General features: G+C 65.4%; 19 protein-coding genes and 5 tRNA genes. 8 read left to right on the top strand and 16 right to left on the bottom strand.

The window, feature by feature from the left end; genetic code table 11:
• The 5 genes from ACN9MV_RS22505 to ACN9MV_RS22525 form a co-directional block, all read right to left on the bottom strand.
• Positions 1–4437: an RHS repeat-associated core domain-containing protein gene (locus tag ACN9MV_RS22505; protein ID WP_426389540.1), complete on the bottom strand. Its 4437-nt coding sequence runs from the start codon at positions 4435–4437 to the stop codon at positions 1–3.
• A 23-nt stretch (positions 4438–4460) separates the two neighbouring features.
• The gene (locus ACN9MV_RS22510) at positions 4461–4904 is read right to left on the bottom strand and encodes a DcrB-related protein (RefSeq protein WP_426389542.1); all 444 of its coding nucleotides are present in this window, start codon (positions 4902–4904) and stop codon (positions 4461–4463) included.
• Positions 4905–4929: 25 nt separating this feature from the next.
• Positions 4930–5373 (bottom strand): hypothetical protein, encoded by a 444-nt coding sequence (locus ACN9MV_RS22515; protein ID WP_426389544.1) that lies wholly within the window; start codon positions 5371–5373, stop codon positions 4930–4932.
• Positions 5374–5377: 4 nt separating this feature from the next.
• Positions 5378–8551: a type VI secretion system Vgr family protein gene (locus ACN9MV_RS22520; protein WP_426389546.1), complete on the bottom strand. Its 3174-nt coding sequence runs from the start codon at positions 8549–8551 to the stop codon at positions 5378–5380.
• Positions 8552–8625: 74 nt separating this feature from the next.
• A complete protein-coding gene (locus ACN9MV_RS22525; protein ID WP_097198611.1) occupies positions 8626–9108 on the bottom strand; it encodes an Hcp family type VI secretion system effector in 483 nt (160 codons plus the stop codon).
• A gap of 42 nt (positions 9109–9150) precedes the next feature.
• On the opposite strand from ACN9MV_RS22525, the gene ACN9MV_RS22530 reads away from it, so the two are divergent.
• A complete protein-coding gene (locus ACN9MV_RS22530; RefSeq protein WP_426389548.1) occupies positions 9151–9465 on the top strand; it encodes a hypothetical protein in 315 nt (104 codons plus the stop codon).
• A 223-nt stretch (positions 9466–9688) separates the two neighbouring features.
• Here ACN9MV_RS22530 and ACN9MV_RS22535 read toward each other — a convergent pair whose 3' ends face one another.
• The 7 genes from ACN9MV_RS22535 to ACN9MV_RS22565 form a co-directional block, all read right to left on the bottom strand.
• The gene (locus ACN9MV_RS22535) at positions 9689–10405 is read right to left on the bottom strand and encodes an SIR2 family NAD-dependent protein deacylase (RefSeq protein WP_093082137.1); all 717 of its coding nucleotides are present in this window, start codon (positions 10403–10405) and stop codon (positions 9689–9691) included.
• A gap of 38 nt (positions 10406–10443) precedes the next feature.
• Positions 10444–10519: transfer RNA gene (locus tag ACN9MV_RS22540), tRNA-Asp, on the bottom strand.
• A 17-nt stretch (positions 10520–10536) separates the two neighbouring features.
• Positions 10537–10612, bottom strand: a tRNA-Gln gene (locus tag ACN9MV_RS22545).
• A gap of 8 nt (positions 10613–10620) precedes the next feature.
• Positions 10621–10696, bottom strand: a tRNA-Trp gene (locus tag ACN9MV_RS22550).
• A gap of 27 nt (positions 10697–10723) precedes the next feature.
• Positions 10724–10801 (bottom strand) — tRNA-Pro (locus tag ACN9MV_RS22555).
• An 8-nt stretch (positions 10802–10809) separates the two neighbouring features.
• Positions 10810–10886: transfer RNA gene (locus ACN9MV_RS22560), tRNA-Leu, on the bottom strand.
• A gap of 206 nt (positions 10887–11092) precedes the next feature.
• Positions 11093–11302 carry a hypothetical protein gene (locus tag ACN9MV_RS22565; protein ID WP_093179973.1) on the bottom strand — a complete coding sequence of 70 codons (210 nt, stop codon included), beginning with the start codon at positions 11300–11302 and terminating at the stop codon, positions 11093–11095.
• A 134-nt stretch (positions 11303–11436) separates the two neighbouring features.
• Between ACN9MV_RS22565 and ACN9MV_RS22570 the strand changes: the two genes are divergently transcribed.
• Positions 11437–12390, top strand: a complete 954-nt coding sequence (locus ACN9MV_RS22570) for a phosphate acetyltransferase (RefSeq protein ID WP_093082132.1) — start codon at positions 11437–11439, stop codon at positions 12388–12390.
• A gap of 10 nt (positions 12391–12400) precedes the next feature.
• On the opposite strand, the gene ACN9MV_RS22575 is transcribed toward ACN9MV_RS22570, so the two are convergent.
• The gene (locus ACN9MV_RS22575) at positions 12401–16009 is read right to left on the bottom strand and encodes an indolepyruvate ferredoxin oxidoreductase family protein (RefSeq protein WP_426389550.1); all 3609 of its coding nucleotides are present in this window, start codon (positions 16007–16009) and stop codon (positions 12401–12403) included.
• A 92-nt stretch (positions 16010–16101) separates the two neighbouring features.
• Between ACN9MV_RS22575 and ACN9MV_RS22580 the strand changes: the two genes are divergently transcribed.
• From ACN9MV_RS22580 to ACN9MV_RS22590, 3 genes are read left to right on the top strand one after another with little or no spacing between them, the layout of a single operon-like run.
• The gene (locus ACN9MV_RS22580) at positions 16102–16632 is read left to right on the top strand and encodes an Lrp/AsnC family transcriptional regulator (RefSeq protein ID WP_093059524.1); all 531 of its coding nucleotides are present in this window, start codon (positions 16102–16104) and stop codon (positions 16630–16632) included.
• 53 nt (positions 16633–16685) lie between these two features.
• Positions 16686–18128: a DUF2314 domain-containing protein gene (locus tag ACN9MV_RS22585; protein WP_426389552.1), complete on the top strand. Its 1443-nt coding sequence runs from the start codon at positions 16686–16688 to the stop codon at positions 18126–18128.
• A gap of 25 nt (positions 18129–18153) precedes the next feature.
• The gene (locus ACN9MV_RS22590) at positions 18154–19083 is read left to right on the top strand and encodes an SMP-30/gluconolactonase/LRE family protein (protein WP_426389554.1); all 930 of its coding nucleotides are present in this window, start codon (positions 18154–18156) and stop codon (positions 19081–19083) included.
• Here the strand turns inward: ACN9MV_RS22590 and ACN9MV_RS22595 are convergent.
• Genes ACN9MV_RS22595 through ACN9MV_RS22605 form a run of 3 tightly spaced genes read right to left on the bottom strand, consistent with a single transcriptional unit; the run spans position 19080 to position 23072 of the window.
• Positions 19080–20285, bottom strand: coding sequence for a CaiB/BaiF CoA transferase family protein (locus tag ACN9MV_RS22595; protein WP_426389556.1), 1206 nt, complete (start codon positions 20283–20285; stop codon positions 19080–19082). The two genes, ACN9MV_RS22590 and ACN9MV_RS22595, sit on opposite strands and share 4 nt — an antisense overlap.
• Before the next feature lie 45 nt (positions 20286–20330).
• A complete protein-coding gene (locus ACN9MV_RS22600) occupies positions 20331–21470 on the bottom strand; it encodes an FAS1-like dehydratase domain-containing protein (RefSeq protein ID WP_426389558.1) in 1140 nt (379 codons plus the stop codon).
• Between the two features lie 48 nt (positions 21471–21518).
• A complete protein-coding gene (locus tag ACN9MV_RS22605) occupies positions 21519–23072 on the bottom strand; it encodes an acyl-CoA synthetase (RefSeq protein ID WP_426389560.1) in 1554 nt (517 codons plus the stop codon).
• A gap of 149 nt (positions 23073–23221) precedes the next feature.
• On the opposite strand from ACN9MV_RS22605, the gene ACN9MV_RS22610 reads away from it, so the two are divergent.
• The 3 genes from ACN9MV_RS22610 to ACN9MV_RS22620 all read left to right on the top strand — a co-directional run bounded on the left by ACN9MV_RS22610 (position 23222) and on the right by ACN9MV_RS22620 (position 25736).
• Positions 23222–23659 carry a PaaI family thioesterase gene (locus tag ACN9MV_RS22610; RefSeq protein ID WP_256329669.1) on the top strand — a complete coding sequence of 146 codons (438 nt, stop codon included), beginning with the start codon at positions 23222–23224 and terminating at the stop codon, positions 23657–23659.
• Positions 23660–23832: 173 nt separating this feature from the next.
• Positions 23833–24795 (top strand): Bug family tripartite tricarboxylate transporter substrate binding protein, encoded by a 963-nt coding sequence (locus ACN9MV_RS22615; protein ID WP_093082116.1) that lies wholly within the window; start codon positions 23833–23835, stop codon positions 24793–24795.
• A 5-nt stretch (positions 24796–24800) separates the two neighbouring features.
• The gene (locus ACN9MV_RS22620; protein ID WP_426389562.1) at positions 24801–25736 is read left to right on the top strand and encodes an IclR family transcriptional regulator; all 936 of its coding nucleotides are present in this window, start codon (positions 24801–24803) and stop codon (positions 25734–25736) included.
• Positions 25737–25746 lie beyond the last annotated feature (10 nt).

Here is a 25746-nt window from a genome sequence, read left to right on the forward strand (position 1 = left end):
TCAGTCCAGCGGGTGGAAGGTTCGAACGGTTCCGTCTTCGTTGACGGTGGCGCGATAGCGTTTGTATTGTCCGTCGTACTTCAGCCGGGACTCGAACACGGCCTTCCCCTCGTAGCTCGACTCCTTGCCGTGCTTGAGCGTCTTGCCCAGCAGCGAGGAAATCTCTCCCTGGCTCATGCTGGAGTTGAACTTCGACTTGTTGGGGAACCGCACCGGATCGACGTGTCGGTCGTAGATGTGCTTCCAGCCCGAGGTGGCATTGCCCTGCTCCAGCGTGAAGTTGCGGCTGCCCCTGTTGAAGCCGACCGGCCGTGCAAGCGTCTCGCCGCAGATCCAACCCAGCGGGTCGATCCACCGGATGGGGTTGGGCGAGTAGCTATGCAGGTTGTCGCCGCCCGCAAGCCCGATCGGGTCAGGGCTGATGAACCGCCCAATGTCCGGGTCATAGAACCGGAAGGTGTTGTAGTGCAGCCCCGTGTCCCGGTCCAGGTACTGGCCCTGGAAGCGCAGGTTCTGCTCGATGGCCTGGGGCACCGTGCCGGTCGATGCAACAGCGCGGCCATTCAGGGCCGTGACCTCCCACTGCTCGGTAACGGTCGCGCCCCATATCCTGTAGCTCGCGCGCCAGCACAGTTGGCCTTCGTTGTTGCTCAGTTCTTCCGGCAGGCCGGCGGTGTCGTTGTGAAAGTGAAAGACCTGCGCCGTGGTCGATGCCGAGGCGGGCTCGGCCTTCGCGTCAAGCCGCGCGACTGGTACGTGGCTTTCGGGCTCGTACACGTAGTTCACCACCTGCGAGCCCCTGCGCTCCTCGATCAGCCGCATCCCCTCCCAGACGAACCGCGTGCTGCCGAATGCATCGTGCTTCGCCACGCGCCGCCCCATGGCGTCGTAGTCGAAGCGCGTGAGCTGCGTGGTGGCTTCGGGCGTGCCCGGGCGGCGCGTGGTGTGCACGGCCATGAGCCGGCTTTCGTCGTCCCACTCGAAGCGCTGCTCGGTATGCCTGCCCGCCCTCTTGCGCACCAGCCGTCCGTGGCCGTCGTAGCTGTAGCGCTTGTCCTCGAACACGCGCACGAGGTTGTCGCGCACATAGCCGGGCGCGGTCGATGATGCATCGAGCAGGTTGCCCGCGGGGTCGTAGGCGAAGCGTTCGCTGTTGGCAGCCGCGCTGCGCAAGGTCTCCTCGATGCGCCCGGTGGCGTCGTACCGGTGCCCTGTCGTGCCCTGCAGCGAATGCCGGCTCTGCCGCAGCTCGCCCACGGGGTCGTAGCTGTATTCCTTCATCAACCCGTCGAGCAGGTGGGCCCCGGGCGTGCCGGCGCTGTCGATGGCCTGGCGCCAGCTCGGGTCTTGCGTGGTGAAGGCTGTGTCCAGCCCGCCAGCCCGACACCACGATGCGGCACGTCGGCCCAGCGGATCGAGCGCAAAGCGGGTGTGCAGCGCGCCCTGGCTGCGCGCCACTTCGCGGTGCAGGTCGTCGCGCTCGATGTCGCTGATCAGTTGGTGCACCGCGGGTGCATCACCGCGCTGCTGCGACAGGTTGATCTGGTGCAGGTGGCCGGAGCCGTAGTACAGGTAGTTCAGCACACGCTGCACACCCGGCTGCGACGCGATGGCGGGCAACACGGTCTGCGTGCGGTTGCCCAGTTCGTCGTGCGCGTGGTGCAGGGTGTGCGTCTCGCCGGTGAGCTCGTCGATGGCGGTTTCTTCGATCAGCCGGCCGAGCTTGTCGTAGGCGAAAACGGTGCGGTGCAGCGTGCGCGCTTCGCCGCCGGTGCCGGGTTGCGGCGCCTCCAGCTTGACCGCCTCGGTCAGCCGATCGAGCTGGTCGTAGCTGTAGCGATAGTGGTGGCTCTGGGTGCGCTTCCCGATGAGGCGGCCCGCGGCGTCGCGCAGCAGTTCGGTGCGCAAGGGCCGGCTCGCGGCAGGCCGTTGCCCGATGCCGTCGTGCAGCGCGAGGTCTTCGTCGCCGATGCCGGGCACATGGGTGATGCACACCGGCCAGCCGTTGGCGTCGTATTCCACCTGCACACGCGTGCCGCCCACGCGGCGCTCTTCCACCACGCGGTCGGCGGCGTCGCGCACGAACTCGAAGTGCAGGCCGTTCTCGTTGACGAGCGACTGCAGGCGCTGGGCGCTGTCGTAATGCCACGCGATGCGGCGCCCCTCGGCGTCCTGCCGCGTCAGCGGCTGGCCACGCAGGCCGAGTGCGAATTGCGTGCTGCGGCTCAGCGCATCGGTGGCGGCCACGATGCGGCCGGCCGCGTCGCGGCGGAACGACTGATGGCTCTGGTCGGGCAGCGACATCGACAGCAGCCGACCCATGGCGTCGTGCGTCAATCGAGTGCGCTGATTCGCGGCGTCGATCACAGCCTGCAGGTGGCCCCAGCCATCGTAGGCGTAGCGCGTGGTCTTGCCGGAGCAGTCGGTCAGGGAGAGCAGTTGCGCGCACTCGTTCCAGGCCATGCGGTTGGTGCCGCCCTTGCCGTCGGTAACGACGATGGGCAGGCCTCGCCTGTCGTAGGCGTACTCGGAGGTGTGGCCCAGCGGGTCGGTCTCGCGCACCAGGTTGCCCTGGTCGCTATAGGCATAGGTCCAGGTGCTGCCGTCTGCAAGGGTTTCGCGCCAGCGCTCGCCGAACTCGGTCCAGCCTGTGCTCTGCGTGCGGCCCAGCGCATCGGTTCGGCTGCTCATGAACCCCATGGGGTCGTAGGTGCAGCGCGTGGTGGCGCCGCCCGGCTCGGTGATGGCAACGAGCTGGCGCAGCTCGTTGTACTGCGCATGCCATTGGCGGCCGGCCGCGTCGATGTAGTCGGTGACCTGGTGGTCGGCGTTCCAGTGCCAGGCGAATTCGCGGCCGAGCTGGTCGATGACCAGGGTTTCACCCAGCGCCAGCGCATCGTCCGCGGGGGGCGTCATGCGGCGCACGGTGTAGCTCTCTCCGTCGTTTGTCCAGTGGCGGGCCACGTGCGCGTCGCCGGCCGAGCCGCGCCACTCGTAGCGGCACTCCAGCCCCGCCGCGTCGGCGTGGAAGCTCATGAGGCCCTGGGCGTCGTAGCCGAAGCGGCGCACCACTACGCCGTTGCGGTCGGTCACGTCGAGCAGGCGGCCTTCGGCGTCGTGCCTGTACGCCACCAGCAAGCCCGGCAGCTCGCCGGGCGCACCGGCAGCCAGGCGCACTGCCCCCAGCCGGCGGCTCTCGCCCGCGTAGTCGAGCGCAAGCAGGCGCCCGGTGCTGTCGGTCAGCTCGCTCAGCCGGCCCAGCACATCGTGGCGCAGGTCGATGAAGTTGCCGTTGCGGTCCTCGAGCCGCGCGAGCTTCAGCGTCTGCGTGCGCGGCAGTTCGGCGGACGGTGGCCCGAACATGAAGAACAGCCCGCCCGGCACGTGAACGAAGTAGTGGCCGCCTTCGGAGCGGCACAGGTCCAGGCCGTCGCGCAGGCTGTATTGCCGAGTACCGGGCTCGATGTCTGGCAGCACCATCGGCCGGCCCTGCTCATCGATGAGCGTCACGGTGGGCCGTCCGGCGGGGTCATTGCCCAGCCGCAGCTCCATCGCATAGGGCAGGCTCCAGCCCTGCCCAAGCGCGCCGTCGCGGCGGAGGTCGTGGCTGCTGTAGAAGCGCTGCCACGCAATGGGCAGCGGGCCGGGCAAGCTGAAGTCGAGCTCGCTCTCGCTGCCCAGAAACTTTCCGCCCGTGGCCGCATGCACCGGGTTGCCGAAGGAGCTGACCAGGCCGTGGATGCCCATGCCCAGCCCCACCGCGCCTTCGATCAGGCAAGGCAGCGCGTTCTTGCCCTGGCGCGCGAGCTTGGGCAGGCAGCGCAGGCCGCGGTAGATCATGACCACGTTGAAGATGGTCACCAGCACCTTCGAGATGAGCGGCACCTCGTCGGCCACCTCGCGCACGCGTGCGGTCGGCCCACCGATGAAGACGGTTGGCGAGCCTTCGCTCACCTTGGCGCCGCACTCGGTGTGGTCGTCCTTGCGCGAGGCCACGCCCATGTTGACGAACACGGTCTCCGCGCCCTCGGCAAGAAGGATCTGCGGCGAGTCTTTCTTGCAGCTCACGGTGTCCATCGGCATCTCGGGCGAGGCGCGCGCCGCGCCTATGGCCTTGCTGTCGATGAACACGTCCGACGAGCCGCTGGTGATCATGCCGGTCACGGTGAGGGTCTCGGGCACCAGCGCATCGGCAATCGACTCGCCCAGGCTCGCGCCGACGTACCCGCCGACCATGCGCGCGCCCACCACCACAGCGCCCGCCACCAGCGGCCCCGCAAGCCCCCCGGTGCCGACCACGGCGGCCGCCGCCACGCCCACCGCGAAGCCAACGGCGATGCCGCCGATCAGCCCGCCCGCGAACTTGGCCCAGAAGCGCGCGTGCGCGTTGGTGTGGGCAATGGGGTCGTGCAGCCGGGCGGCGGGTTTACCGGCCATGGGTCGTCGTGGCCTTCAAGGTGTCAGGCCCTGGGCTGAAAGCTCTCGAGCGTGCGCCGCCACAGCGCGAGCGCCTCTGTGTCGAACGGCACGGGGCTGCTGGCCGTGAGGATGAGCACGGCCTTGCCGGTGGCGTCCTGCGGCAAGAGAAACACGGCCTGGCGCTGGTGCAGCGCCTGTCCGTTCTGCTTGAACTGCGTGGCGAGCTCGATGGCGCGCACGCTCGCAATGGCGGGCCCCACGGCGATGTCGGTGCGCGACACCTCCTTCAGCTGGCTCACCTGGCGCGTCAGGTCATTCATCTGCCGCGTGACGAACTGCGCCAGGCTCTCCTGCGCGCGCAGCGCATCGCGGCTCACGATGAGCGTGGTGCCGGAGCCATCGGGCATGGCCAGCACGTTCATCGAGCGATCGATGCGCCCATCGTCCGGCACGTCGAACTGGCCTTCCTGGATGTGGTACTTCATCAGGCTGCTTTCTTCCGGGTTTGTTCTATGCGGGGTCGAAAGCCACGAAGGCCAGGCAGTCGGGGTTGCGCTCGGTGAAGCCGAACGACAGCCGGCCCCAGCCGAGCGTGGCCGTGAAGGTGCTCGCTTCGTCGAGCGAACGGCCGCGCGGCACGTCGATGAGTTCCAGTGCGGCGTAGTGCTGGCGCACTTCGGCCATCGGCACGCAGCGCCCCTTCAGCTCCAGCACCAGGAAGCCCTGGCTCGCGTCTTCGCGCTTGATGCGCAGGTCGATGCGCGCAAGCTCAGTGCCATCCGCCAGGCGCACCGGCGTACCTTCGAAGAACCGGAACGCGTCGCCGCCCGCGGCATGCATGTCGCTCAAGGTGGTCGACAGCGTGCGGCCGACCTTCTGCGTGGAGAACGGCAACTGCGCCGCCAGCGCATCGACGGCCTGCCAGAGCGTCATGGTCGTGGCTTGCCGGTTCATGGATTCAGTGCTTGCCGGCATATTTCTTGTCGTAGGAGTTGCCGTAGTACTGCGTGTACTGCTCGCCGGTGGTCGATGTGGTGAGCGTGCCGTAGTACTTGCCGGCCGCGGCTCTTGCGGCCTCCCGGGTACCACCCTTCACCATGCCGTTGTAGGCCTCGTTGAAAGCCTCCACGTTCGCGGGGTTCGCGCCCTGGAGGATGTCGACCTTGGCCGCGCGCCAGACTTCACGCTGCACCTGGATCTGGTTCAGTGCGGCCTCGCCCTCGGAGCTGAGCATGCTGTTGACGAACGCGGTCTTCGAGGAAATATCGGGCTTGAAGCGGTATGAATAGACCGCGTGCCCGACCTCGTGCGACAGCGAGGCGGCGGTCTTGTACGGGTCGCTCGCGTAGTCGCCGTCGATCACGATCTTCCTGACACCCGGATTGGTGTTGGCATACGAGCCCCCGCCCGCAGGGCCATAGCTGACATTCCATTTCTCGCCCTGCAGGAACTTGATCTGCCTCTGCAGCGTGGGCGACCTCGCCGCGATGGCGTCGACACCTTTGCCGAGGCCGGTGGTGACGTAGCCCGGCGGCGCGGCTGCGGGCACAGCACGCTCCGATGCCTCTGCCGACGTGGCAGCGGCCGCGGGCGTCAGGGGCACGCCGTCTTCCACCACGGCTTCCTCGCTCTGGCTGCCGATGGGCGCATCGCAGTTCAAGAAGATCTTGCTGCCGCGCTGGTCGAGCTCGCCCGTGAAGTTGACGAGGCCCTTCACGCCGTTGATGTTCACCGTGCCGTCGGCCAGCAGCACGATGGACGACTTGCCGCAGATCAGCGAGATGCTGGTCTTGCCGGTAACGAACACGTCCTGGTCGGCCGCCTGGATCACGACCGACTTGCGGCCGGTGATGTTGGCGTTGCTCTCGGTGGAGGTCATGGAGGCGTCGGTCTTCGACACCAGGTTGACGGCGCCCGCGCTGGCGTGCGAGACGATGTCGCCGCCCGATACCACGTTGACCTGCCCGCCCTCGCTCACCTGCGTGAGCATGCCGCCGGTAACGAGCTGCGTGAGCTGCGCGCCGGTGGTCAGCGTCATGGCCGAAGTGGCGCGCATCGACACGCTCTGCCCCGAGCTCACGACGATAGGCTTGGGACTGATCATGGTCTGCCCCTCGGGGCTGACGATGGAGACCACGGGCTTGTCGATCTTGCGCGAGAGGTCGAGCATCTGCTGCGCGTCGGCCATGGCGGGGTCGGGGTTGTCCGAGACGCCGGCTTCCGGCGTGCCGCCCGCGGCCAGCGCCGCCACGGCCTGCGAAACGCCGCCCGCGGCCTGCACACCCTGCACCAGGCCCATCAGCGTCTGGTTCTTGCCCTGAGCCATCGACCCGACCAGCGCCTTGGTGGCCGCGATGGCCTGGCCCGACGCCTGCATCAGCGCATTGCTCTGCGCCAGCGTGGCGCCCATGTGCTCGTGGCCGTCGGGGTTGTCGCGCGAGACGCGTTGCGCGTAGTCCTGCGTGTAGGTGGTCAACAGCAGGCCCTTGTCCGCGCGGATGGAGCCCCACTCGTTGGTGCGCAGCTCGAAGCCATAGCTGCGCTGCACGCCCGAGCCCTGGTTCATCAGGTAGCCCATGTGCAGGTGGGTGTTGCCGTGGTCGGTCGACAGCTCGATGTGCTCGGTGCCGCGGCTGTCTTCGAAGCGCAGCATGTGCTTGCCGCCGCCGCCCTTACTCCAGTTCGTCTGGAAGCCGGTCTGCGTCTTGTGGCGCGGCAGCTCCCACGGCGGCATCTGCGCGGCGTTGTAGACACAGCCGGTGACGATCGGATAGTCAGGGTCGCCGTTGAGAAAGTCGACGATCACCTCCTGTCCGATACGCGGGATGTGCATGGCGCCGTAGTTGCTGCCAGCCCAGGTCTGCGACACACGGATCCAGCACGACGAGTTCTCGTCGCGCCGGCCATAGCGGTCCCAATGAAACTGCACCTTGATGCGGCCGTACTCATCGGTGTGAATCTCTTCGCCCGCGGGGCCCACCACCACAGCGGTCTGCGGCCCGGTGGTGCGCGGCCTGGGCGTGACGCGCGCGGGGCGATAGGGTGCGCTGTCGGGGAGCACCTCGAAGGTCTGGCGATAGCTGGTGCTGCTGGTCGATTCGCTGTAGGCCGCGTCCGCCGCGCCGACCACGCGCAGCGCGTTCTCCTGGAAGTCGTATGTCACGGCCTCGATCAGGTAACGGCGGTTGTCCTCGGCGTTCGGATGGCGCGCCAGCTCGAACAGGTAGCCCGGTGCCATGTGGCGCAGGTTGCCTTCGGCGCTCACCAGTTCGCGGCGCCCGGCGAGCTGCTCCAGCCGCAGGCGTGCATAGTTCTCGCCGTCACCCAGCTCGGTGTAGCCGCCGGGCCAGTCGTAGATCTCGAAGTCGTCGCGGCTGTGGCCGGCCGGCTGCTGGCGCACTGTGTCGATCTCGGCGTTGGGCTTCTTGAAGTCGTAGTCGTCAGCGGCGAAGTTGCCCGAAGCGATGTCTTCCGAATGGCTCCAGCTGTCGATGAAGTCCTGCTCGAGGATCTGCGCGGCCAGCACCCCCGCGTGGTACGGCACCTTCACCGGACCGCTGGGCAGAGGGGCGTGCGAATCCGCGCCGTCGCACAGCACCAGCTGATGGCTGCCCTGCGCGTGCGAGAAGAAGTAGTAGATGCCCTCCTGCTCCATGAGCCGGCTGACGAAGTTGAAGTCGCTCTCCGAGTACTGCACGCAGTAGTCCCAGGTGCGGTAGTTGCCGCTCAGGCGCGCGTCGATGGCATAGCCGTAGGGCGCGAGCACCTCCTGCAGGATCTGCGGTGCCGTCTTGAACTGGAAGATCTTGAAGTCGGAGCGACGCGTGGCGTACCACAGCCAGGGGCGCAGCGTGGCCTCGTACACGCACATGTCGCCGTCGTCCTTGCCCACGTAGGCAAAGCGCGTGACCTGTCCACTCAGGAAGCGCTTGCCGGCGCCGCCGAGTTCCGTGGCGAGGTTCACCTCGATGCTCATGTCCTCCCCCAGCATGCGCTTGGGCTGGATGTTGGGCATGTCGCTGATGAGCCGCACGCGATGCTCGAACAGTGCGGAGATGCGCTCCTGTCCCGTCATCGAGCGGAACTTCAGGCGCTCGCCCAACACGCTGTGGGCGATGAAGCTGCGGGTCATTCCTGGAAGGCTCCCTGGTCAATGCGAGCCCGGCGCGTGCCGCAGAAGCGTGCAACGCGCCCGGCAAAGGGAACTCATGCTTCCTTGTTTTCCTTGATGTTCCAGCCCAGCACCGTCTCGGCGCCCTTGCCGCCCTTGTCGGTCTGTTCCCAGTACTGCTGCTTCACCTTCGCGGCCTGGAAGGCGTACTGCACGAACACGGCGTCCGAACCCTGCTCGGCCGTGTACTGCACCGAGGTGACCAGCACTTCTTCGAGCGTGACGCGGGTGTATTCGATCTGCGAACCGCCGGCCTTGCACACCGACACTTCCACCTTGCTCAGGTGCTTGCCGCTGGCGCAGTTCTTGAGCACCGAAGGCGCCGCCTTGTCGATGCGCGCGAGCACCTGCAGGTCGTTGAAGCTGGCCTTGCCAACCCCGCCGCCGCCGCCGCTGACCATGTTTCCAGGCTGCGTTGCTCCCCACGCAAACGACTTGATGTCCGTCCACTCCTTGTGGTTCGAGTCCTTCGATTCGCCGTTCGCGCCTTCAACGCGCATGAACATGTCTACTGCCATGAGATCAACTCCCTCAGAAATTGCGTGCCCATCGAGGACACCGTGGAACCAGCCGCCCTCCAGTTGCAGGAGGACGGCAGCGAATCGCAACCGGATGGCGCCAGCGCTGGTGACACAGCGGGGGTCGCCCCATCTTTCAGGCGCAACGCTTTCGCATTACATCGCGCCTTCGAATCCATTCGTGCCCACTTTCCATTCGATCAAATCGAAACAAGTACGCAACGGAAGGCCCGATTTTTAACAAACTTTTCCTGCTTTATCGATCTGTTGCACGGATCTTTTTTGTCTATTTCTTCAGAAAACGTCCGAAACAAAACAATAAGTTTTAAACCGCCCCATCTCTCGAAGATGCAATGAGCCAAAGGGTCTGAGAGGTGTTGGCGGTCCGCGCTACATCGGGTTCGCAAGGCACGTACCTTAAGCGAGGCACCTGCGCACAACCAGTGCCAAACGGCATGCGGAGAAAGAACTACAGACACTGCCTGCACGATGCGCTGATCGATTCGAACAAGAAAGATCAATAAAAAAGCCCGTCATCGACACGATGACGGGCTTGGGTTGGAGCAGCGCTACCGAGCAATCACGTGCCGGCTCTCGCCTCGTGGAGCCACCTTGCCACCAAGGCCGGAACCACGTCGGTGGCCTTGCCTTGCAGGAAGGTGAATCCGTGCGGCACGTCTTCCATGTCGAGCGCAACCAGCACTTTCTGCGCAGAGCGATCCGCGTACCGCACAAGCGATGCGGCGGGGTTGACAGTGAGCGACGTACCCACCACCAGCACGCGCGCCGCGGTGGCCACATGCAACTCAGCTTCGTCGAAGTGCTGTACCGCTTCGCCGAACCACACGATGTCAGGCCGCAGTTGCGTGCCGTCCTCGCACAACTGGCCCATGGCAATGGGTTCGCCGTCGATGCGATAGCGCCTGGGTTCAGGCTCCGACGTGCCGCGCGCATACGCGAGTTGCCCGTGCACGTGCAGCACGTTGCTTGAACCCGCACGCTCGTGCAGTGCATCGACGTTCTGCGTGACGATCACGACTTCATACGCCGACTCGAGCGACGCAATGGCAAGGTGCGCGGCGTTCGGCTGCGCCTGCCACGCCTTCGCTCGCCGCTCGTTGTAGAAGGCCAGCACCGCCTCGGGGTGCTTTCGCCAGCCTTCAGGGCTTGCGAGCTCCTGCCACGAGTAGGTGTTCCACAGGCCCTTGGCATCGCGGAACGTGGGCAGGCCGCTTTCGGCACTCACACCGGAGCCAGAGAGCACGACGATCTTTTTCGGTTGGACTTCGGGTTTCATGCTTCGCTGCTCCTTTGGCGTTTGCGTTCGATCGAGTATGGCGTTCCGCAGGGGAGTCGAACCCCTGGCTTCCTCCTGGACAGGGAGGCACTCTGGCCACTGAGTTAGCGGAACGAAAGAGAAAGAAGAGCTGGCAGACCCTCAAGGATTCGAACCTTGGATGCCGGGATCAAAACCCGGTACCTTGGACCACTAGGCGAAGGGCCGGTAAGGAATGGCGCGCGCGGAAGGAGTCGAACCTTCAACCGTTGGGTTTGGAGTCCAGTGCTCTGCCAGTTGAGCTACACACGCGTGGAAGAAAAGACGAAGAAAAAGAGATGGTCTGAGTGGCAGGATTTGAACCTGCAGCCTCCTGCTTCCAAGGCAGGCCGTCTACCAGATTGACACTACACCCAGAGAAAATTTGGTGCCCCAGGGGAGACTCGAACTCCCAGAATTCCGCTTCTAAGGCGGACACGTCTACCAATTGCGTCACCAGGGCTGAATGAAAAATGTGTGAGGCGACGATCCGTTCCAGTGGCCGGTCTCGCCTCGATGCTTGCGAATTTTTAAAGAGCGTTCACGAGGCCGAAGCCCGGTGTCATGCAGCACGATCACTGCTTGAGAAATGGGTGAGAAGAAAAACAAAGAGGCCCGGAACCTTGCGGTTTCCGGGCCTCTTTTCGAGAGAGCTTGGGAGGTCTGCGCCTATGCGCTTCCTCCACCCGGTTGCACCTGATCCTCGTAATCGCACGACCACAGATTGGTCTGCGGCTTCTGCATGGAATACGGGGACTGATCGAGCTGCTGCAACGACGGCAGCAGACCAAAGCTGAGGCCGGCATGCGATGCGACGCGCACGAACACATTGCCCGATGCGGGGCAAGTGCTGTAGATGCGGATCTGTGCGGCTTTCACGATGTGTGTCCTGTTGGCGTTGACTGGGTTTGGACTGTAAATAGTCTTTACACAATCGTCAACTACCTCGATCAACTTTTTTTCAAGTACCGTTGCGGCAACGCACCCCCTCCCCTTCACCTCCAGGAGCCCGCATGGCGTCTTCGACCCTCGCAGCCCATCCGCACTACGACCGCCTGATCGCAGCCGCGCGCAACCTGCCTCCGTTGCGCGTTGCAGTGGTCCACCCCGCCAACGCTGTGTCGCTCGAAGCAGCACTCTCCTCTGCGGCACTGGGCCTCATCGCTCCTACGCTGGTCGGCCCGCGCACAAAGATCGAAGCCGCGGCGCGCGAGATCGGCGCCGACATCTCTGGCATAGCCATCGTCGATGCACCGCACAGCCACGCCGCAGCCGATGCCGCCGTCGCGATGGCACTGCGCGGCGAGGTCGATGCATTGATGAAGGGCAGCCTTCACACCGACGAACTGATGGGCGCAGTCGTGCGCCGCGAAGGCGGCCTGCGCACCTCGCGCCGCATCAGTCATTGCTTCGTGATGGACATACCCGGCCACGCGCAGCCGCTGATCATTTCGGACGCGGCCATCAACATCGCGCCCACGCTCGAAGAGAAGGTCGACATCGTGCAGAACGCCATCGATCTCGCGCATGCGCTGCAGATGCCGGCGGTGCGCGTGGCCGTTCTCTCGGCAACTGAAACCGTCAACCCCAAGGTGCCGTCAACGCTCGATGCGGCAGTGCTGTGCAAGATGGCCGATCGCGGCCAGATCACCGGCGCGGTGCTCGACGGTCCGCTCGCGATGGACAACGCCATCGACGCCGAGGCCGCGCGCATCAAGGGCATCACCTCGCCGGTAGCGGGCCGCGCCAATGTGCTCATCGTGCCCGACCTGGACGCAGGCAACATGCTCGCCAAGAGCCTCACTTTTCTCGGTGGCGCCTATGCAGCGGGCATCGTGCTGGGCACGAAGGTGCCGGTGATCCTCACGAGCCGCGCCGATTCCGAACCCGCACGACTCGCCTCTTGCGCCGTCGCGTCCATGCTGGCGAAGGCAGGACGCGACAAGCTCATCAAGGCGGTCGGCTGAGCAGCCAGGGTCAGCGCGCGCCGGCCACGATCGCAATCCCCCGGATCTGCCCTGCCTCCACAGCACGCTCCGGTTTCGGATAGCGCGCCGGTGCAAACCGGTGCAGCAACTCAGCCTCCCGCAGCTTCGCGGCTTCGAGGTTCGCGAGCTTGACGTGGCCGAAGCCACGAATCGACAGCGGCAACGCAGCAATGCGCGCGGCCGTTGCCTGATTGCCGGCCGACAACTCGCCAGCCATGGCTTCGAGCAAGCCATCGAAATGCACGATCAACTCACGCTCTGCGCGCCGCTCGCCAGTGCGCCCGAACGGATCGAAAGCCGTACCGCGCAGCCGCTTGCCAAGCGCCAGCCATCGCATCGCAGACAGCATCCAGCCGCCGATGCGGATCTTGGCAGGTGCCTGCCCGTGCGCCCCACGAGAAACCAGCGGCGGCGCCATGTGGAATTCGAGCTTCAACTCGCCTTCGAACTGCTCCTTCAGCTTCTGCATGAACGCGCCATCGGTGTACAGGCGCGCGACCTCGTACTCGTCCTTGTAGCTCATGAGCTTGAGCAGGCTGCGCGCCGCATTGCGCGTGAAAGGCAGGCTCGCATCGCCGCCCGGCAGTGCCACCTCGCGCGTCTGCAGGCTGCGGATGCGCGTCTCGAAGCAGGCCGCCCATGCGGCGTTCTGGTAGCCGGTCAGATGGCGGCGTGCATCGGCGAGCAGCGTCTCGAGCGGGCGCTCATCGGCAGTTGATGCCTGCGCATCCACAGGCGCAGCGCGCAATTGATCCAGCGCCGCGGGGTCACCCGCAGCAAGCCGCCCCAGCGAGAACGCCGACTGGTTGGCCGCCACCGCCACGCCGTTCAGCTCGATCGCATGCATCAGCGCCTCCAGGCTCAGCGGCACCAGTCCGCGCTGCCATGCGTAGCCGGTTGCGACGATGTTCGCCGCCAGCGTGTCGCCCAGGAACTCTTCCGCCAGACTTTGCGCATCGAAGGTCTCGACCTGCTCTTCGCCGGCAACGAAGCGCATCTTCTCCAACAGCAGATCCACATGCAGATCCGCATCGGGGTTACGCAGCGACTCGGCCACCGGAATCTCGTGGATGTTCGCCAGCACGCGCGTGCGCCCGTGCCGCACGGTCTGCAGCGCATCGGCCGACGCACCCACGACCACGTCGCAGGCCAGGATCGCATCGGCCTGTTGCGTGTCGATGCGCACCTGATGGAGCCGCTCGCGCGAATCGGCCAGCCGCACGAAGCTCAGTACCGAGCCGCCCTTCTGCGCGAAGCCCATGAAGTCGAGCACGCTCGCGGCCTTCGCTTCCAGGTGCGCCGCCATGGCGATCACCGCGCCGACCGTTACCACGCCGGTCCCGCCCACGCCGGTCACGAGCAGGTCGTAGGGGCCGGTCCACACATGCTCCGCCGGATGCGGCAATGCGGCCACCCGATGCAGGAAAGCATCGCGCCCGGCCGCCAGCGCGCCGCTCTTGCGGCGCAGCTTGCCGCCCGTCACGCCCACGAAGCTGGGGCAGAAGCCCTTGGCGCAGGAATAATCCTTGTTGCAGCTGGTCTGATCGATCTTGCGCTTGCGGCCCATCGACGTCTCGTGCGGCAGCACGGCCACGCAGTTGCTTTGCACGGTGCAGTCGCCGCAGCCTTCGCACACCGCCTCGTTGATGAACAGGCGCTTGGGCGGGTCGGCCAGTTCGCCCTTCTTGCGGCGGCGGCGCTTCTCGGCCGCGCAGGTCTGTTCGTAGATGAGCACCGTCACGCCCGGCATCTCGCGCAGGCGGCGCTGCACGTCGTCAAGCGCAGCGCGATCGTGAAACTCGGTGCCTTTCGGAAAGCGGTCCTTGATGTCGTCGTACTTGCCGATTTCGTCACTGACGACGACGACCTTGCGCACCCCTTCCGATTCGACCTGCCGCGCGATGGCATCCACGCTGATGACGCCATCGACCGGCTGCCCGCCAGTCATCGCCACCGCGTCGTTGAACAGGATCTTGTAGGTGAGCGTTGCCTTGGCCGCCACGGCCTGCCGGATCGCGAGGTAGCCCGAGTGGTAGTACGTGCCGTCGCCCAGGTTCTGGAACACGTGCGGCGTCTTGGTGAACATCGCGTGCGAGATCCAGTCGACGCCCTCCCCGCCCATCTGGATCAGCCCTGCCGTGCTGCGGTCCATCCAGTTGGCCATGAAGTGGCAGCCGATGCCGGCACGCGCCGTCGAACCCTCCGGCACCTTGGTGCTGGTGTTGTGCGGGCAGCCCGCGCAGAAATACGGCACGCGCTTGACCGCATCGCTTGCGTTGCCAAGCAGCTCGGGCGGCGTGAAGTCGCGCACGTGCTGCAGGTGGTCACCCAGGTCATGGTTGTCGGGAAAGTGCACGGCCAGCCAGTGCGCAACCAGCTCGATGAGCCGCGATGGGCGCAGCTCGCCGAGCGCCGACACCAGCGGCTGGCCGTCGCGGTCATGCTTGCCCACGAGCACAGGCCGCGCATCGGGCGGTGCGTTGTAGAAGATGTCGCGCAGCTGCGTCTCGACCACTGCGCCCTTCTCCTCGACGATGAGGATCTCTTCGAGCCCCTGCGCAAAAGCCTTGATGCGCGTCTGCTCGACCGGAAAGCTCAGGCCTATCTTGTAGAGCCGCACACCGGCGCGGGCCAGTTGCTCCGGCGAGAGTTCGAGCCGGCGCAGCACCTCCATCAGATCGTGATGCGCCTTGCCGCAGGTGACGATGCCCACCTTTGCGTGCGGGCTCACGATCACATCTCGATCGATGCTGTTGCGCTTGGTGAAAGCAGCCACGGCCGCGAGCTTGTCTTCGAGCCGCGATTCGATGCGCAGCGACGGCAGGTCGGGCCAGCGGTAATGCAGGCCGTCCGGCGGCGCGCGGTGGCCGGTGGCGGCGCTCACGGTGTCGGCGTCTTCCCAGGCCTGGACGCGCTCGTTGATCACGTCCAGGTCCACGGTGCCGGCGCTTTCGACCACTTCAGACAGCGCCGCCATGCCGACCCAGGCACCCGAGTAGCGCGACAGCTCGTAGCCGTACAGGCCGAACTCCAGGTACTCGGCCACGCACGAGGGCTGCATCACCGGCATGCGCCAGGCCATGAAGGCGTGGTCGCTCTGGTGCGGCATCGACGACGACACGCAGCCGTGGTCGTCGCCCGCCACCACCAGCACGCCGCCGTGCGGCGACGAGCCATACGCATTGCCGTGCTTGAGGGCGTCGCCCGCGCGGTCCACGCCCGGCCCCTTGCCGTACCACATGGCGAACACGCCTTCGACGGTGCGCTCGGGATCAGACTCGACGCGCTGCGTGCCCAGCACCTGCGTGGCCGCCAGCTCCTCGTTGACGGCCGGCACAAAACGGATGCCCGTTTCCTTGAAGCGCTCGCCGGCCTTCCAGATGGCCTGGTCGACCATGCCCAGCGGCGAGCCGCGGTAGCCGCTGACGAAGCCCTGCGTGTGCAGGCCGCGCTGCGCGTCGCGCCGGCCCTGCATCACCAGCACGCGGATCAGCGCCTGCGTGCCGGTAATGAAGACCGAGCCCGAAGGGGCCCAGAGGTTGTCGGAGAGCTGGTAGCCGGGCCGTCTGAGTGCGGCTGTGTCGTGTGGGGCGTTCATGCCCGGAATTGTTCTGCGACACACCAGGGAAGTGCTTCTTCAATACACTGGCGCAGACCCTTGTTTGAAGAATAATCTTCTCGGAACTTGCCATGAACGTCGATTCTCTTTCCCTTGACGAGCATTGCCTCAAGATCCTTTCTGCACTGCAGCACGATGGCCGCCAGACGGTGCAGCAGATTTCAGACACCATCGGCCTGTCGCCCACGCCCTGCTGGAAGCGCATAAAAGACATGGAAACGGCCGGCGTCATCCGCGGCTACACGGCGCTGGTCGACCCCGAACTGGTGGGCCTGCACGTGTCTGCCGTGGCCGAGGTGAACCTCGACCGCCACAGCGAGGCGATGGTGCAGCGCTTCGAGGAAGCCGTGGCCGCGAGCCCGCAGATCATTCGCTGCGTGTCGGCCACCGGGCCCGCGGACTACATCCTGAACGTGACCGTGCCGGACATGAAGCACTACGAGCGCTTCCTGCACGAGGTGCTGTTCAGCCTGCCCGGCGTAACGCATGTGCGCTCGAGCATCGTGCTGCGCGAGATCAAGTCGGAAACGGCGCTGCCGCTCGACCACCTGCTGCCGGGCACGCCGGGCAAGCCTCGCGCGACGGGGGGCCGGCGAAGCTGAGGCCGGGCCGTGTGGAGAATGCCGGCATCCGCAGCAACGAAGACGTCCTGACCATGCCCTCACCAAAGACGACCGCCTTCTTCCCCCGCCTCGCGCTCGCCGCGCTGATTCTTTCTTCTGCCGGTGCCGTCGCCTTCGCGGCCACGCCGACCGCGGCGCCAGCGACTGCGCAAAGCGCAGCCAAGGCCGTACCAGGCGCTCCAGTGCCTGCAGGCTCGCCGCAGCAGGCCGGCCCGGTCCACTTCCAGTTCGCCATCTACTACGCCAAGGCCCCGGCTACCGACCCGATGGCCGCGTTGCGCAGCCGGCTCGCCAAGCTCGGCGGCAGCCCGAAGCTGCTGAAGGCGGCACCCACGCCAGCGACGGCCACCGAGCCCGTGGTCTTCGCGAACTGGAACACCACCACGGTGCTCAAGGAGTACCGCGCGCCGAGCATGGAGATGCTGCAGCGCTTCGGCCGCGGCATCTCGCGCGAGCAAGCCGAAGCCCTGCAGACCGCGGACAAGGCACTCATCATCGATTTCGCGCACCCGGCGCAGCAGTCGTCGGCCGCGATGCAGAAAGCCCTGCAGCTCACACTGCAGGTGGCGCGCGACACCAACGGCCTTCTGTGGGACGAAGAAACACGCGAGGTCTTTTCGCCCGACGAATGGCAGAAGCGCCGCATCGACACCTGGGCCGGCGGCGTGCCCGACATGTCGCAGCACACGACCATTCATGCCTACCGCAGCGGCGACCTCGTGCGGGCCATCACGCTCGGTATGTCGAAGTTCGGGTTGCCCGACGTGGTGGTGAGCGATTTCTCGTGGTCGAGCAACCGCCCGATGGGCAATCTCGTCAACATGTTCTCGCAGGCAATGGTCGAAGGCGCCACGCTGGCGCAGCCCGGCCAGTACGACCTGGACCTGCGCGCACTCAAGCACGCTGCCGCGCGCGACCCGCAGCTCACGCACCTGAAGCCCAATGCCGCAGCGGTGGCCAAGCTCTCGCTGGTCAATGGCACATGGGAAAGCGGCGATCCGCAGAACCGGCTGTACGAGATCCGCTTCGATCGCTACAAGGGCCCCGACCGCTATGCGCAGCAGACCGCAATGCTGGTCTCGGTCTTCGGTGCTGACGAAGACAGCGTCACGCGGCTCAAGCACAACGACGAACTGCTCGCCGCCAGCAAGGCGGCCAACGCGCAGTTGCCCAAGCTGCGCGACGCCTTCGCCAAGGGCCTGCAGCCCGGCGAATACATCCTCGTGAAGGCGCCCTTCACAACACGTAGCGGCAGCAACGAATGGATGTGGGTCGAAGTCGCGCGCTGGAACGGCGACACCATCGAAGGCCTGCTGAAGAACGAACCGGTCGAGGTACCGAACCTGCACGCGGGCCAGATGGTGAAGGTGTCGCAAGCCAAGGTGTTCGATTACATGCGCCGCTACGCGGACGGTCGAGAGGAAGGCAACGAGACCTCCAAGATCATCGCGCGCATGCAGAATCCGAAAAAGTAAGAGGATCAATCACCGAGGCCCTCCAATGCACATTCGCGAACTCGCCAGCGGCCTGCAGTTTCCCGAAGGCCCGATCGCCATGGACGATGGCTCGGTGCTGCTGGTCGAGATCGCGCGTGGCACGCTCACCCGCGTACGTGCTGACGGACTGGTGCAAGTGGTTGCCGACCTCGGCGGCGGGCCGAACGGCGCGGCCATCGGGCCCGATGGTGCGGTCTATGTCTGCAACAACGGTGGCTTCAAGTGGCACACCGAAGCGGATGGCTGCTTGCGGCCGGTCGGCCAAGCCGAAGACTATTCGGGCGGCCGCATCGAACGCGTGAACCTCGCCACCGGCCGCGCCGAGCGCCTGTACGAAACAGTCGAAGGCGGCGCGCTGTGCGGCCCCAACGACATCGTGTTCGACGCACAGGGCGGCTTCTACTTCACCGACCTGGGCAAGGTGCGCGAGCGCGACATGGACCGCGGTGGCCTCTTCTACGGCCATGCCGATGGCAGCGCCGCAAGCACCATCGCCCGGCCGGTGATGACGCCCAACGGCATCGCCCTTTCGCCGGACGGCAACACGCTCTACTACGCCGAGACCGAGGGCGCCCGCGTCTGGGCCTTCGACATCACCGCGCCGGGCCGCGTTCGCAAGGACGGCTGGCCCTCGCCGCATGGCGGCCGCATGCTCTGCGCCTCGCCGGGCGGGCACTACCAGCGCTTCGATTCGATGGCTGTCGACGCGCTCGGCAACCTGTGCGTGGCGACGCTGCTGCACGGCGGCATCAGCATCGTGTCGCCCGATGGCAGCACCGTCGAGCATGTGCCGCTGCCCGACCGCTACACCACCAACATCTGCTTCGGCGGGCGCGACCGGCGCACGGCCTACGTCACGCTCTCGGGCAGCGGGAGGCTGATTGCCATCGATGACTGGCCGACGCCCGGGCTCACGTTGAACTTCGAAGCCTAAGCAAAGGGAATGGCCGTATTCGGCGCGGGCACGACGCCGTCGGCAAACAGTTGCTCGATCTCGAGCGCGGTGAATCCGAGCGATTCCAGGACGCAGACGGCGTCTGAATTGAAAGGCCGAGGACTCGCGCCCGGCGAGCCTGGCGTGCCGTGCAACCGGACAGGAAGACCGATTCCCTTGTAGTCATCGCGAGCGACCACCATCTCGCGATGCTTTGCGTGAGGCTGGGCAAAGGCCTCCGACACCGAATGCACCGGCGCCGCGGGCACCCCCGCCGCCATCAACGCATCGCACAGCATCTTGCGCGCGCGGTGGCAGATGGCGTGTTCGATCTCGACCCGAAGGGCATCCCGATGCTGCAGACGCCCAGCGTTGTCGGCGAAGCGTTCGTCCACCGCAAGGTCAGGTCGTTCGACCACGCCGCAGAAGCGCTCGAACTGGCCACGGTTCATGATCCCGAGAAAGATCTCGCCATCGCCGCACGTGAAGCGGTCGTAGGGCGCAATGTTGGGATGGGCGCTGCCGAGCAGACCCGGCTCCTGATGCGATTGAAAGTAGTTGGCCGCATGCGGGACCAGCAGGCTCAGCGCCGCATCGAACAGCGTAGCCTCCACGTGCTGCCCTTGGCCCGAGGCGTTGCGGCCTTGCAGCGCAAGCAGGATGCCCGACAGCGCGGTGTAGGCGGTGAGGTGGTCGACGATGGGCACGCCGATCCGTGTCGGGCCACTCGCCTGTTCGCCATTGACGCTCATGAGTCCGCACAGCGCCTGCAGCACCGCGTCATAGCCGGGCAGCCCACCCAGCGGGCCGTCTGCGCCAAAGCCGCTGATGCTGCAGTGGATGAGGCGCGGGAAGCGCTCCTTGATCCACCCTTCGTAAGAAATTCCCCATTTTTCCAGCGTACCGGGCAGAAAGTTCTCGATCAGGACGTCGGCCTCCTCGAGCAACCGTTCGAGGATCCGCCGTCCCGGCGGCTTCGAAAGATCGATGCTGATGCACTGCTTGCCCCGGTTTATCGCGCCGAAGTAGGACGCGTCACCGTGCCGGTCGAAGGGCGGCCCGAGCGTGCGGGTGTCGTCACCACCGGGCGGCTCCACCTTGATCACATGCGCGCCGTGATCCGCGAGCATTTGCGAGCACATCGGCCCCGCCAGCACGCGCGACAGATCCACTACCCGAATGCCGCTGAGCGCACCACGCATCGTTTGTCTTCCTTGTTGGCCTTTTTTTGTTTCCGGCCGCAAATACTAGCCGCGGCTGGGCAATTCAACCACGCCGGAACCGAGCACGGAGAGCTCATCGTCCTGGTTGCGCGCTTCCTGCTCGATCTCGACCAGATGCTTGCCGTCCTCGACGTACTTGCGCTTCACATGCCCCTTGATGAACAGCATGTCGCCCTCGGGGTTGTGGCGGCGGATCTTGCAGCTGGCCTTCCGCAGGAAGCCGTCGTCGCCCATCCAGTTCGTCAGGTGATGCGTGAGCCAGGAAGTGCGCTCCGGGCCGTAGTCGTAGGCGCCTGGCGCGCCCACTTCAAGCGCGAAGTCTTCTTCCCAATGCACGCGCTCGGGCACGTCGGGAATGCCGAAGCGATTGGTAATGCCCACGCCGGGATGCGCGTCGATCAGCTTCCAGGCCATCTTGTTGGCACGGATATAAAGGCCGCCCCAGCCCTGCGCATAGGCGATGAAGCCGGTCACGGTCATCGGGCCCTTGAACATCACAGGCAGCGCCTCGCCTTCGACCACGTCTTCCCAGTAGCGCGGGGTCGTTCCGCGCACTTCCTCGTTGCGATAGAGCTTGAAGGCCTCCTGGATCTCCTCGGGCGAGTACTGCCGGGGCGTGCGTGCGCGCACTTCCTTGTACTTCGTGCCCTGCTCCCGGGCATGATCGCGCTCGGTGCGGAAGCACCAGCTGTCGGCCTCGGACACCTTGTCGCCCTTCTGGTTGTAGAAGTCGACGTGATAGATCTGCTGGACCGCGCGGCCCGCGAAACGCGTCTGGTGCTCGACCAGGTCCTTGAGGTAGGCCTCGGTGCGGATCTCATCATTGCGCAGTACGGGCTTGTGCCAGGTCCAGTCGGCGCCCGACCACATCGCATGCACACCCGGCAGGCCACCCACATAGCCCGACACGATCCGGCTGGTCGAGAACAGGAAGCTCGGAAGTGCCACGACGCTGCCGTACCTCGTCTTTGCGGCATAGGCCGGATCGCACCAGAGCGGGTTGTCGTCTCCGATGCCGTGTGCGTAATGGCGAATGTTGTCGCGCGTGGCTTCGTAGCACCATGGCTCCTGGGTGTTTTCGATCTTCTGGCCGATGCGCTCGCGCAATTCGTCCAGGCCGCGCTCGGTGATCTTCGGGAAGGTTCTTTCGCTTTGCACAGACATCGTTGGTCTCCTGGTGGTTGTAGATAAGAGGGTTGGGGAATAAAGGGGTCAGACGCTCGCGGGCTGCCGCTCGCGGTCTCGCAGGACCTTGCGATGCACCTTGCCGGCGGGTGTCTTGGGAAGGTCCGACACGAAGACCACGTGGCGCGGATACTCGTGCTGGCTCAGTCGGCTGCGCACGAGGTCCTGGATTTCCTTGGTGAAGGCATCACTGCCCTCGCGCTCCGTGACGACAAAGGCCTTCACCACCTGGCCCCGGAGTTCGTCGGCCACGCCAATCGCAGCGGCCTCGCGCACGTCGGGGTGTTTGAGCACCGCGTCTTCGATCTCCACCGCGCTCATGGTCCAGCCCGCGGAGATGATCACGTCGTCGGCCCGGCCAGCGTGAAAGAAGTAGCCGTCCTGGTCGACCTTGCCCAGGTCCTTGGTGGGCACCCAGGCGTCGTTGCGCCAGATCTTGAGTTCGCCCACGACACCCGGTGCACATGTCTTGCCTTCCGGGTCCTGAACATCGACCCGCCCTCCGGGGATGGGCTTGCCGAGCGAACCGGGCTTCACCTTGAAATCCGCAGCGCCGGGGTAGTTCACGAGAATCACGCCGATCTCGGTGGTGCCGTACATGCTGCACACGGGCCGCCCGAAAGCGGCGCGGACGAAATCTTCTGTTTCGCTGTCCATCGGCTCGCCGGTGAAGGAAACCTTTTCCAGGTAGTACTTGTATTTGTCCGCGGCACCTGAGTTGCGCATCATCCGGAAGTGCGTTGCCGCGGCCGAAATGTTGTTGAAGCGGCCGTGTTGCAGGGCCTTGAGCAGCCGTGCCGCATCGAACTTTCCGGAGTAGGCGCCGATGGTCACCCCGAGCGCCAGCGGCGCCAGCGTGCCGTGCCAGAGCCCATGCCCCCATGCGGGAGACGACGGGCAAAAAAAGCGGTCACCGGGCCGGACGCCGGTGCCGTAGAGCGCCGCCAGCATCAACGTGACGAGTGCGCGCTGCTTGTGCTTGACGGCCGCCGGCAATTCGCGGGTGGTGCCGGACGTGTACTGGAATATCGCGTAGTCCTCGGCCGTTGTCCGAACCTCGAAGGTGTCGGGGAACGCACTCAGGCTCTGCACGAAGCCGCCATCGGCCACGAGCACCTCGACACCGTCGATGCCTTGGGACACCGGCGCCTTCTCGGCATTGGTCACGAGAATTTTCGGCTTGCAGTCTTCCACGCGCAGGCGAATGCCGTCCGGGCCAAAGAGCGTAAAGAGCGGCACGGCGATCGCGCCCGTCTTGATCGCGCCGAAGATCGCCACGTAGAAGGCCAGCGAGGGCTCGAGCATGACCGCGACGCGATCGCCGGGCTGGACGCCACGCGCCACCAGCAGATTGGCGAAGCGATTCGACAGGCGCGACAGCGCCTTGAACGTGATGACCTCTTCGCTGCCATTCGCATACGCCACCACGATGGCCACCTTTCCTTCGCTCGCATGGCGGTCGACGCACTCGTAGGCGATGTTGAACGACTGCCGGTCGCCGTCGAAAAGCGCCCAGAGCGTCTCCGTCGAGCAATGCGACTGTGCGTCTGAGAAGGAGGTGTAGTCGGTCAGGTGGGTCATCAGTTCAGGTCCTCTTGCGATGCCTGAACTATGCGACTCACGATGTTTCATTGTCAAATACGACTCTGTTTTGTATATAGACAAACCCACGAATTCAGTTGCGGTAGAAAGAAGACCTTCGACATCCTCCAACGAACACCTCTCATGCCATGGAAGAACCCATCGATCCATTCGAGAACCTTGCCGCTGCAGGCTGGCGTCGCATCCGCACAGCCGGTGCCTTCATGTCGACCGCCGGACCGCTGTGGACCAGGCGCGAAGGCACGAGCTGGGTCTACGCCGTCTGGTCGACCGACGCTCATCTGAACCCGGCGGGTGTCGTGCACGGTGGCCTTCTGGCCACCTTGACCGATCACGCGATCAGCACCGTGGCCTGGGAGGCCGCCTCACGCATGCCCTGCGTGACGGTGCAGCTGGACACGCAATTTCTGGCGCCGGTAGCAGCCGGCGTGCTCGTGGAAGCTCGAGCGCAGCTGGTGCGCCGCACCTCGAGCCTGCTGTTCATGCGCGGCCAGCTGCAGGCTGCGGGTCAGGAGGTTCTGGTCGCGCAGGCGCTCATGAAAGTACAAAAATTAATTTTGTCTTAGTACAAATTTGCATCTTCTTTGACAATTTCATCCGCGACTTTGATACTTGATTCAACCCGTCCGACCGTGGTGTGCCATCGAATCACAACACTCCGAACGGAGGCCAGGCCTGTGACACAGACCCGAAAAAGGGCGTCAGGCCCGGACCGACGATGCCTTCACAGGAGACAAAAATGAGACTTTGGAAACTGCTCGCCACGGGCTGCGCAATCGCTCTTTGTTCGCACGGTGCGCCGGCACAGACCTACCCCACCAAGCCGATCCGGATCATCGTGGCCTACCAGGCCGGGCAAGGCACGGACATCGCTACGCGCTATCTGGGCAATCTGCTGGCCAAAGAGCTGGGGCAACCGGTCATCGTCGACAACCGGCCGGGCGCCGGTGGCAATCTCGGCACCGAGCTTGCCGCCGACGCGCCGCCCGACGGCTACACGCTCACGATGGGGACCAATGCCACGCATGCGGTCAACCAGTACCTTTATGCCGGCCAGCGCATCAAGACGGAGAAGGACTTCGAACCGATCGTTCTGACGGGCAGCTTTCCGATGGTGCTGGTTGTGAACGCCAAGTCGCCGATGCGATCCATCGGCGATCTGGTGAGTGCGCTCAAGAGCGACCCTCGCTCCGCGGACATCGCGACACCGAGCACGAGCGCCCGCCTGGTCATCGAACTGCTCAAGGAGCGCTCCAGGCTCCAGATCTTCCAGGTGCCGTACAAGGGCTCCGGCAGTGCGATGACCGATGTGCTCGGCGGGCAGTTGCCGCTGCTGATCGATACCCCCACTGCATTGCGCTCGCAGCTGCAGGCAGGCCACGTGCGCGCTCTGGCCGTCACCTCTGCGGTGCCGAGCGCGCTCGTCCCGGGCATCAAGCCGGTGGCGGAACAGGGCTATGCGGGATTCGAGGTCATCGCATGGAACGCGCTCTTCGCGCCACACGGCACGCCTTCGGCCACGCTGGACGTGTTGAACGAAGCAATGAACCGGATTCTCAAGAAGCCCGAGACCCGCCAGCAATTGCTGGAGTACGGTTTCGACCCGGGCGGCGGCACGCGCCAGCAGCTCGCCGAGTTCGTGCAAAGCGAGCGCCGAAAGTGGGAGCCGATCATCAAGACGTCGGGAATGAAGGCGGACTAGGACCGATGGACACCATGACTGCGCTGACCGACCCTCTCGCCGCTATCGGGAACACCTGGGCTGGCCTGGTTCGCCGCGCGCCTTCTGGGATAAGCTTGCGCCCGCCAATCGCAAGCCCCATGAAGTCCAGTTCCTCTTCCGCCTCGAAGCCAACGAAAACAGGCGCCAAGCCCACCAAGCCCGTGCGTGTCAGGCCGGTGCCCGGCGTCACGCGGGCCATCGCGATCCTGCGACTTCTCGGGCGCTCCGCGCATGCGATGGGCGTCAAGGCCATTGCCGATGAACTCGAACTCGTCCCCAGCACCTGCCTGCATATTCTTCGTGCACTCATCGTTGAAGACCTGGTCAAGATCGACAGCGACACCAAGCGCTACTCGCTGGGAACCGGCATGTTGAGCCTGGCCCGCAGCGCGATCGAAAGCAGCAGCTTCGCCAGCCTCGCACAACCAGTACTCGACGTTCTGGCCAACGAGTGGAACGTAACGATGATCGGCGTCGAAACCCATGACATGGAGCCGATGGTCGTGCTGGCCTTGTCGCGCTCCAACGCTCCCTTCCGCCTGCATGTGGATGTCGGCAGTCGTTTCCCTGCGCTGGTCAGTGCCACGGGGCGCCTGGTGGCGGCCTTCAGCAGCGAGACGTGGCCGCAGATCGAAAAGCGTTTCAAGGCCCTGCGATGGGACAAGCCAATCGATCTTGCCACCTGGAAGCGCGAGGTCGAGCAGGTCCGCAAGCGCGGCTTCAGCATCGATCGCGGCTACTACATGAGCGGCGTGACGGTGATTGCCGTGCCGCTGCTCGATGCCTCCGGGCGGGTAGCGCACACACTTGTCGCCACTGGCCTGTCTGACAAGTTGGCCGGTGCGGCCGGCACCGCTCTGGCCTTGGCCATGAAGAAGGAAGCAGATGCGCTGTCGACGCTGCTTCCATCACGCAGGTAAGCAGGCCTGC

Origin of the sequence: Variovorax sp. R-27, from assembly GCF_049913215.1 — a bacterium.
In the GTDB taxonomy this organism is placed as follows: domain Bacteria; phylum Pseudomonadota; class Gammaproteobacteria; order Burkholderiales; family Burkholderiaceae_C; genus Variovorax.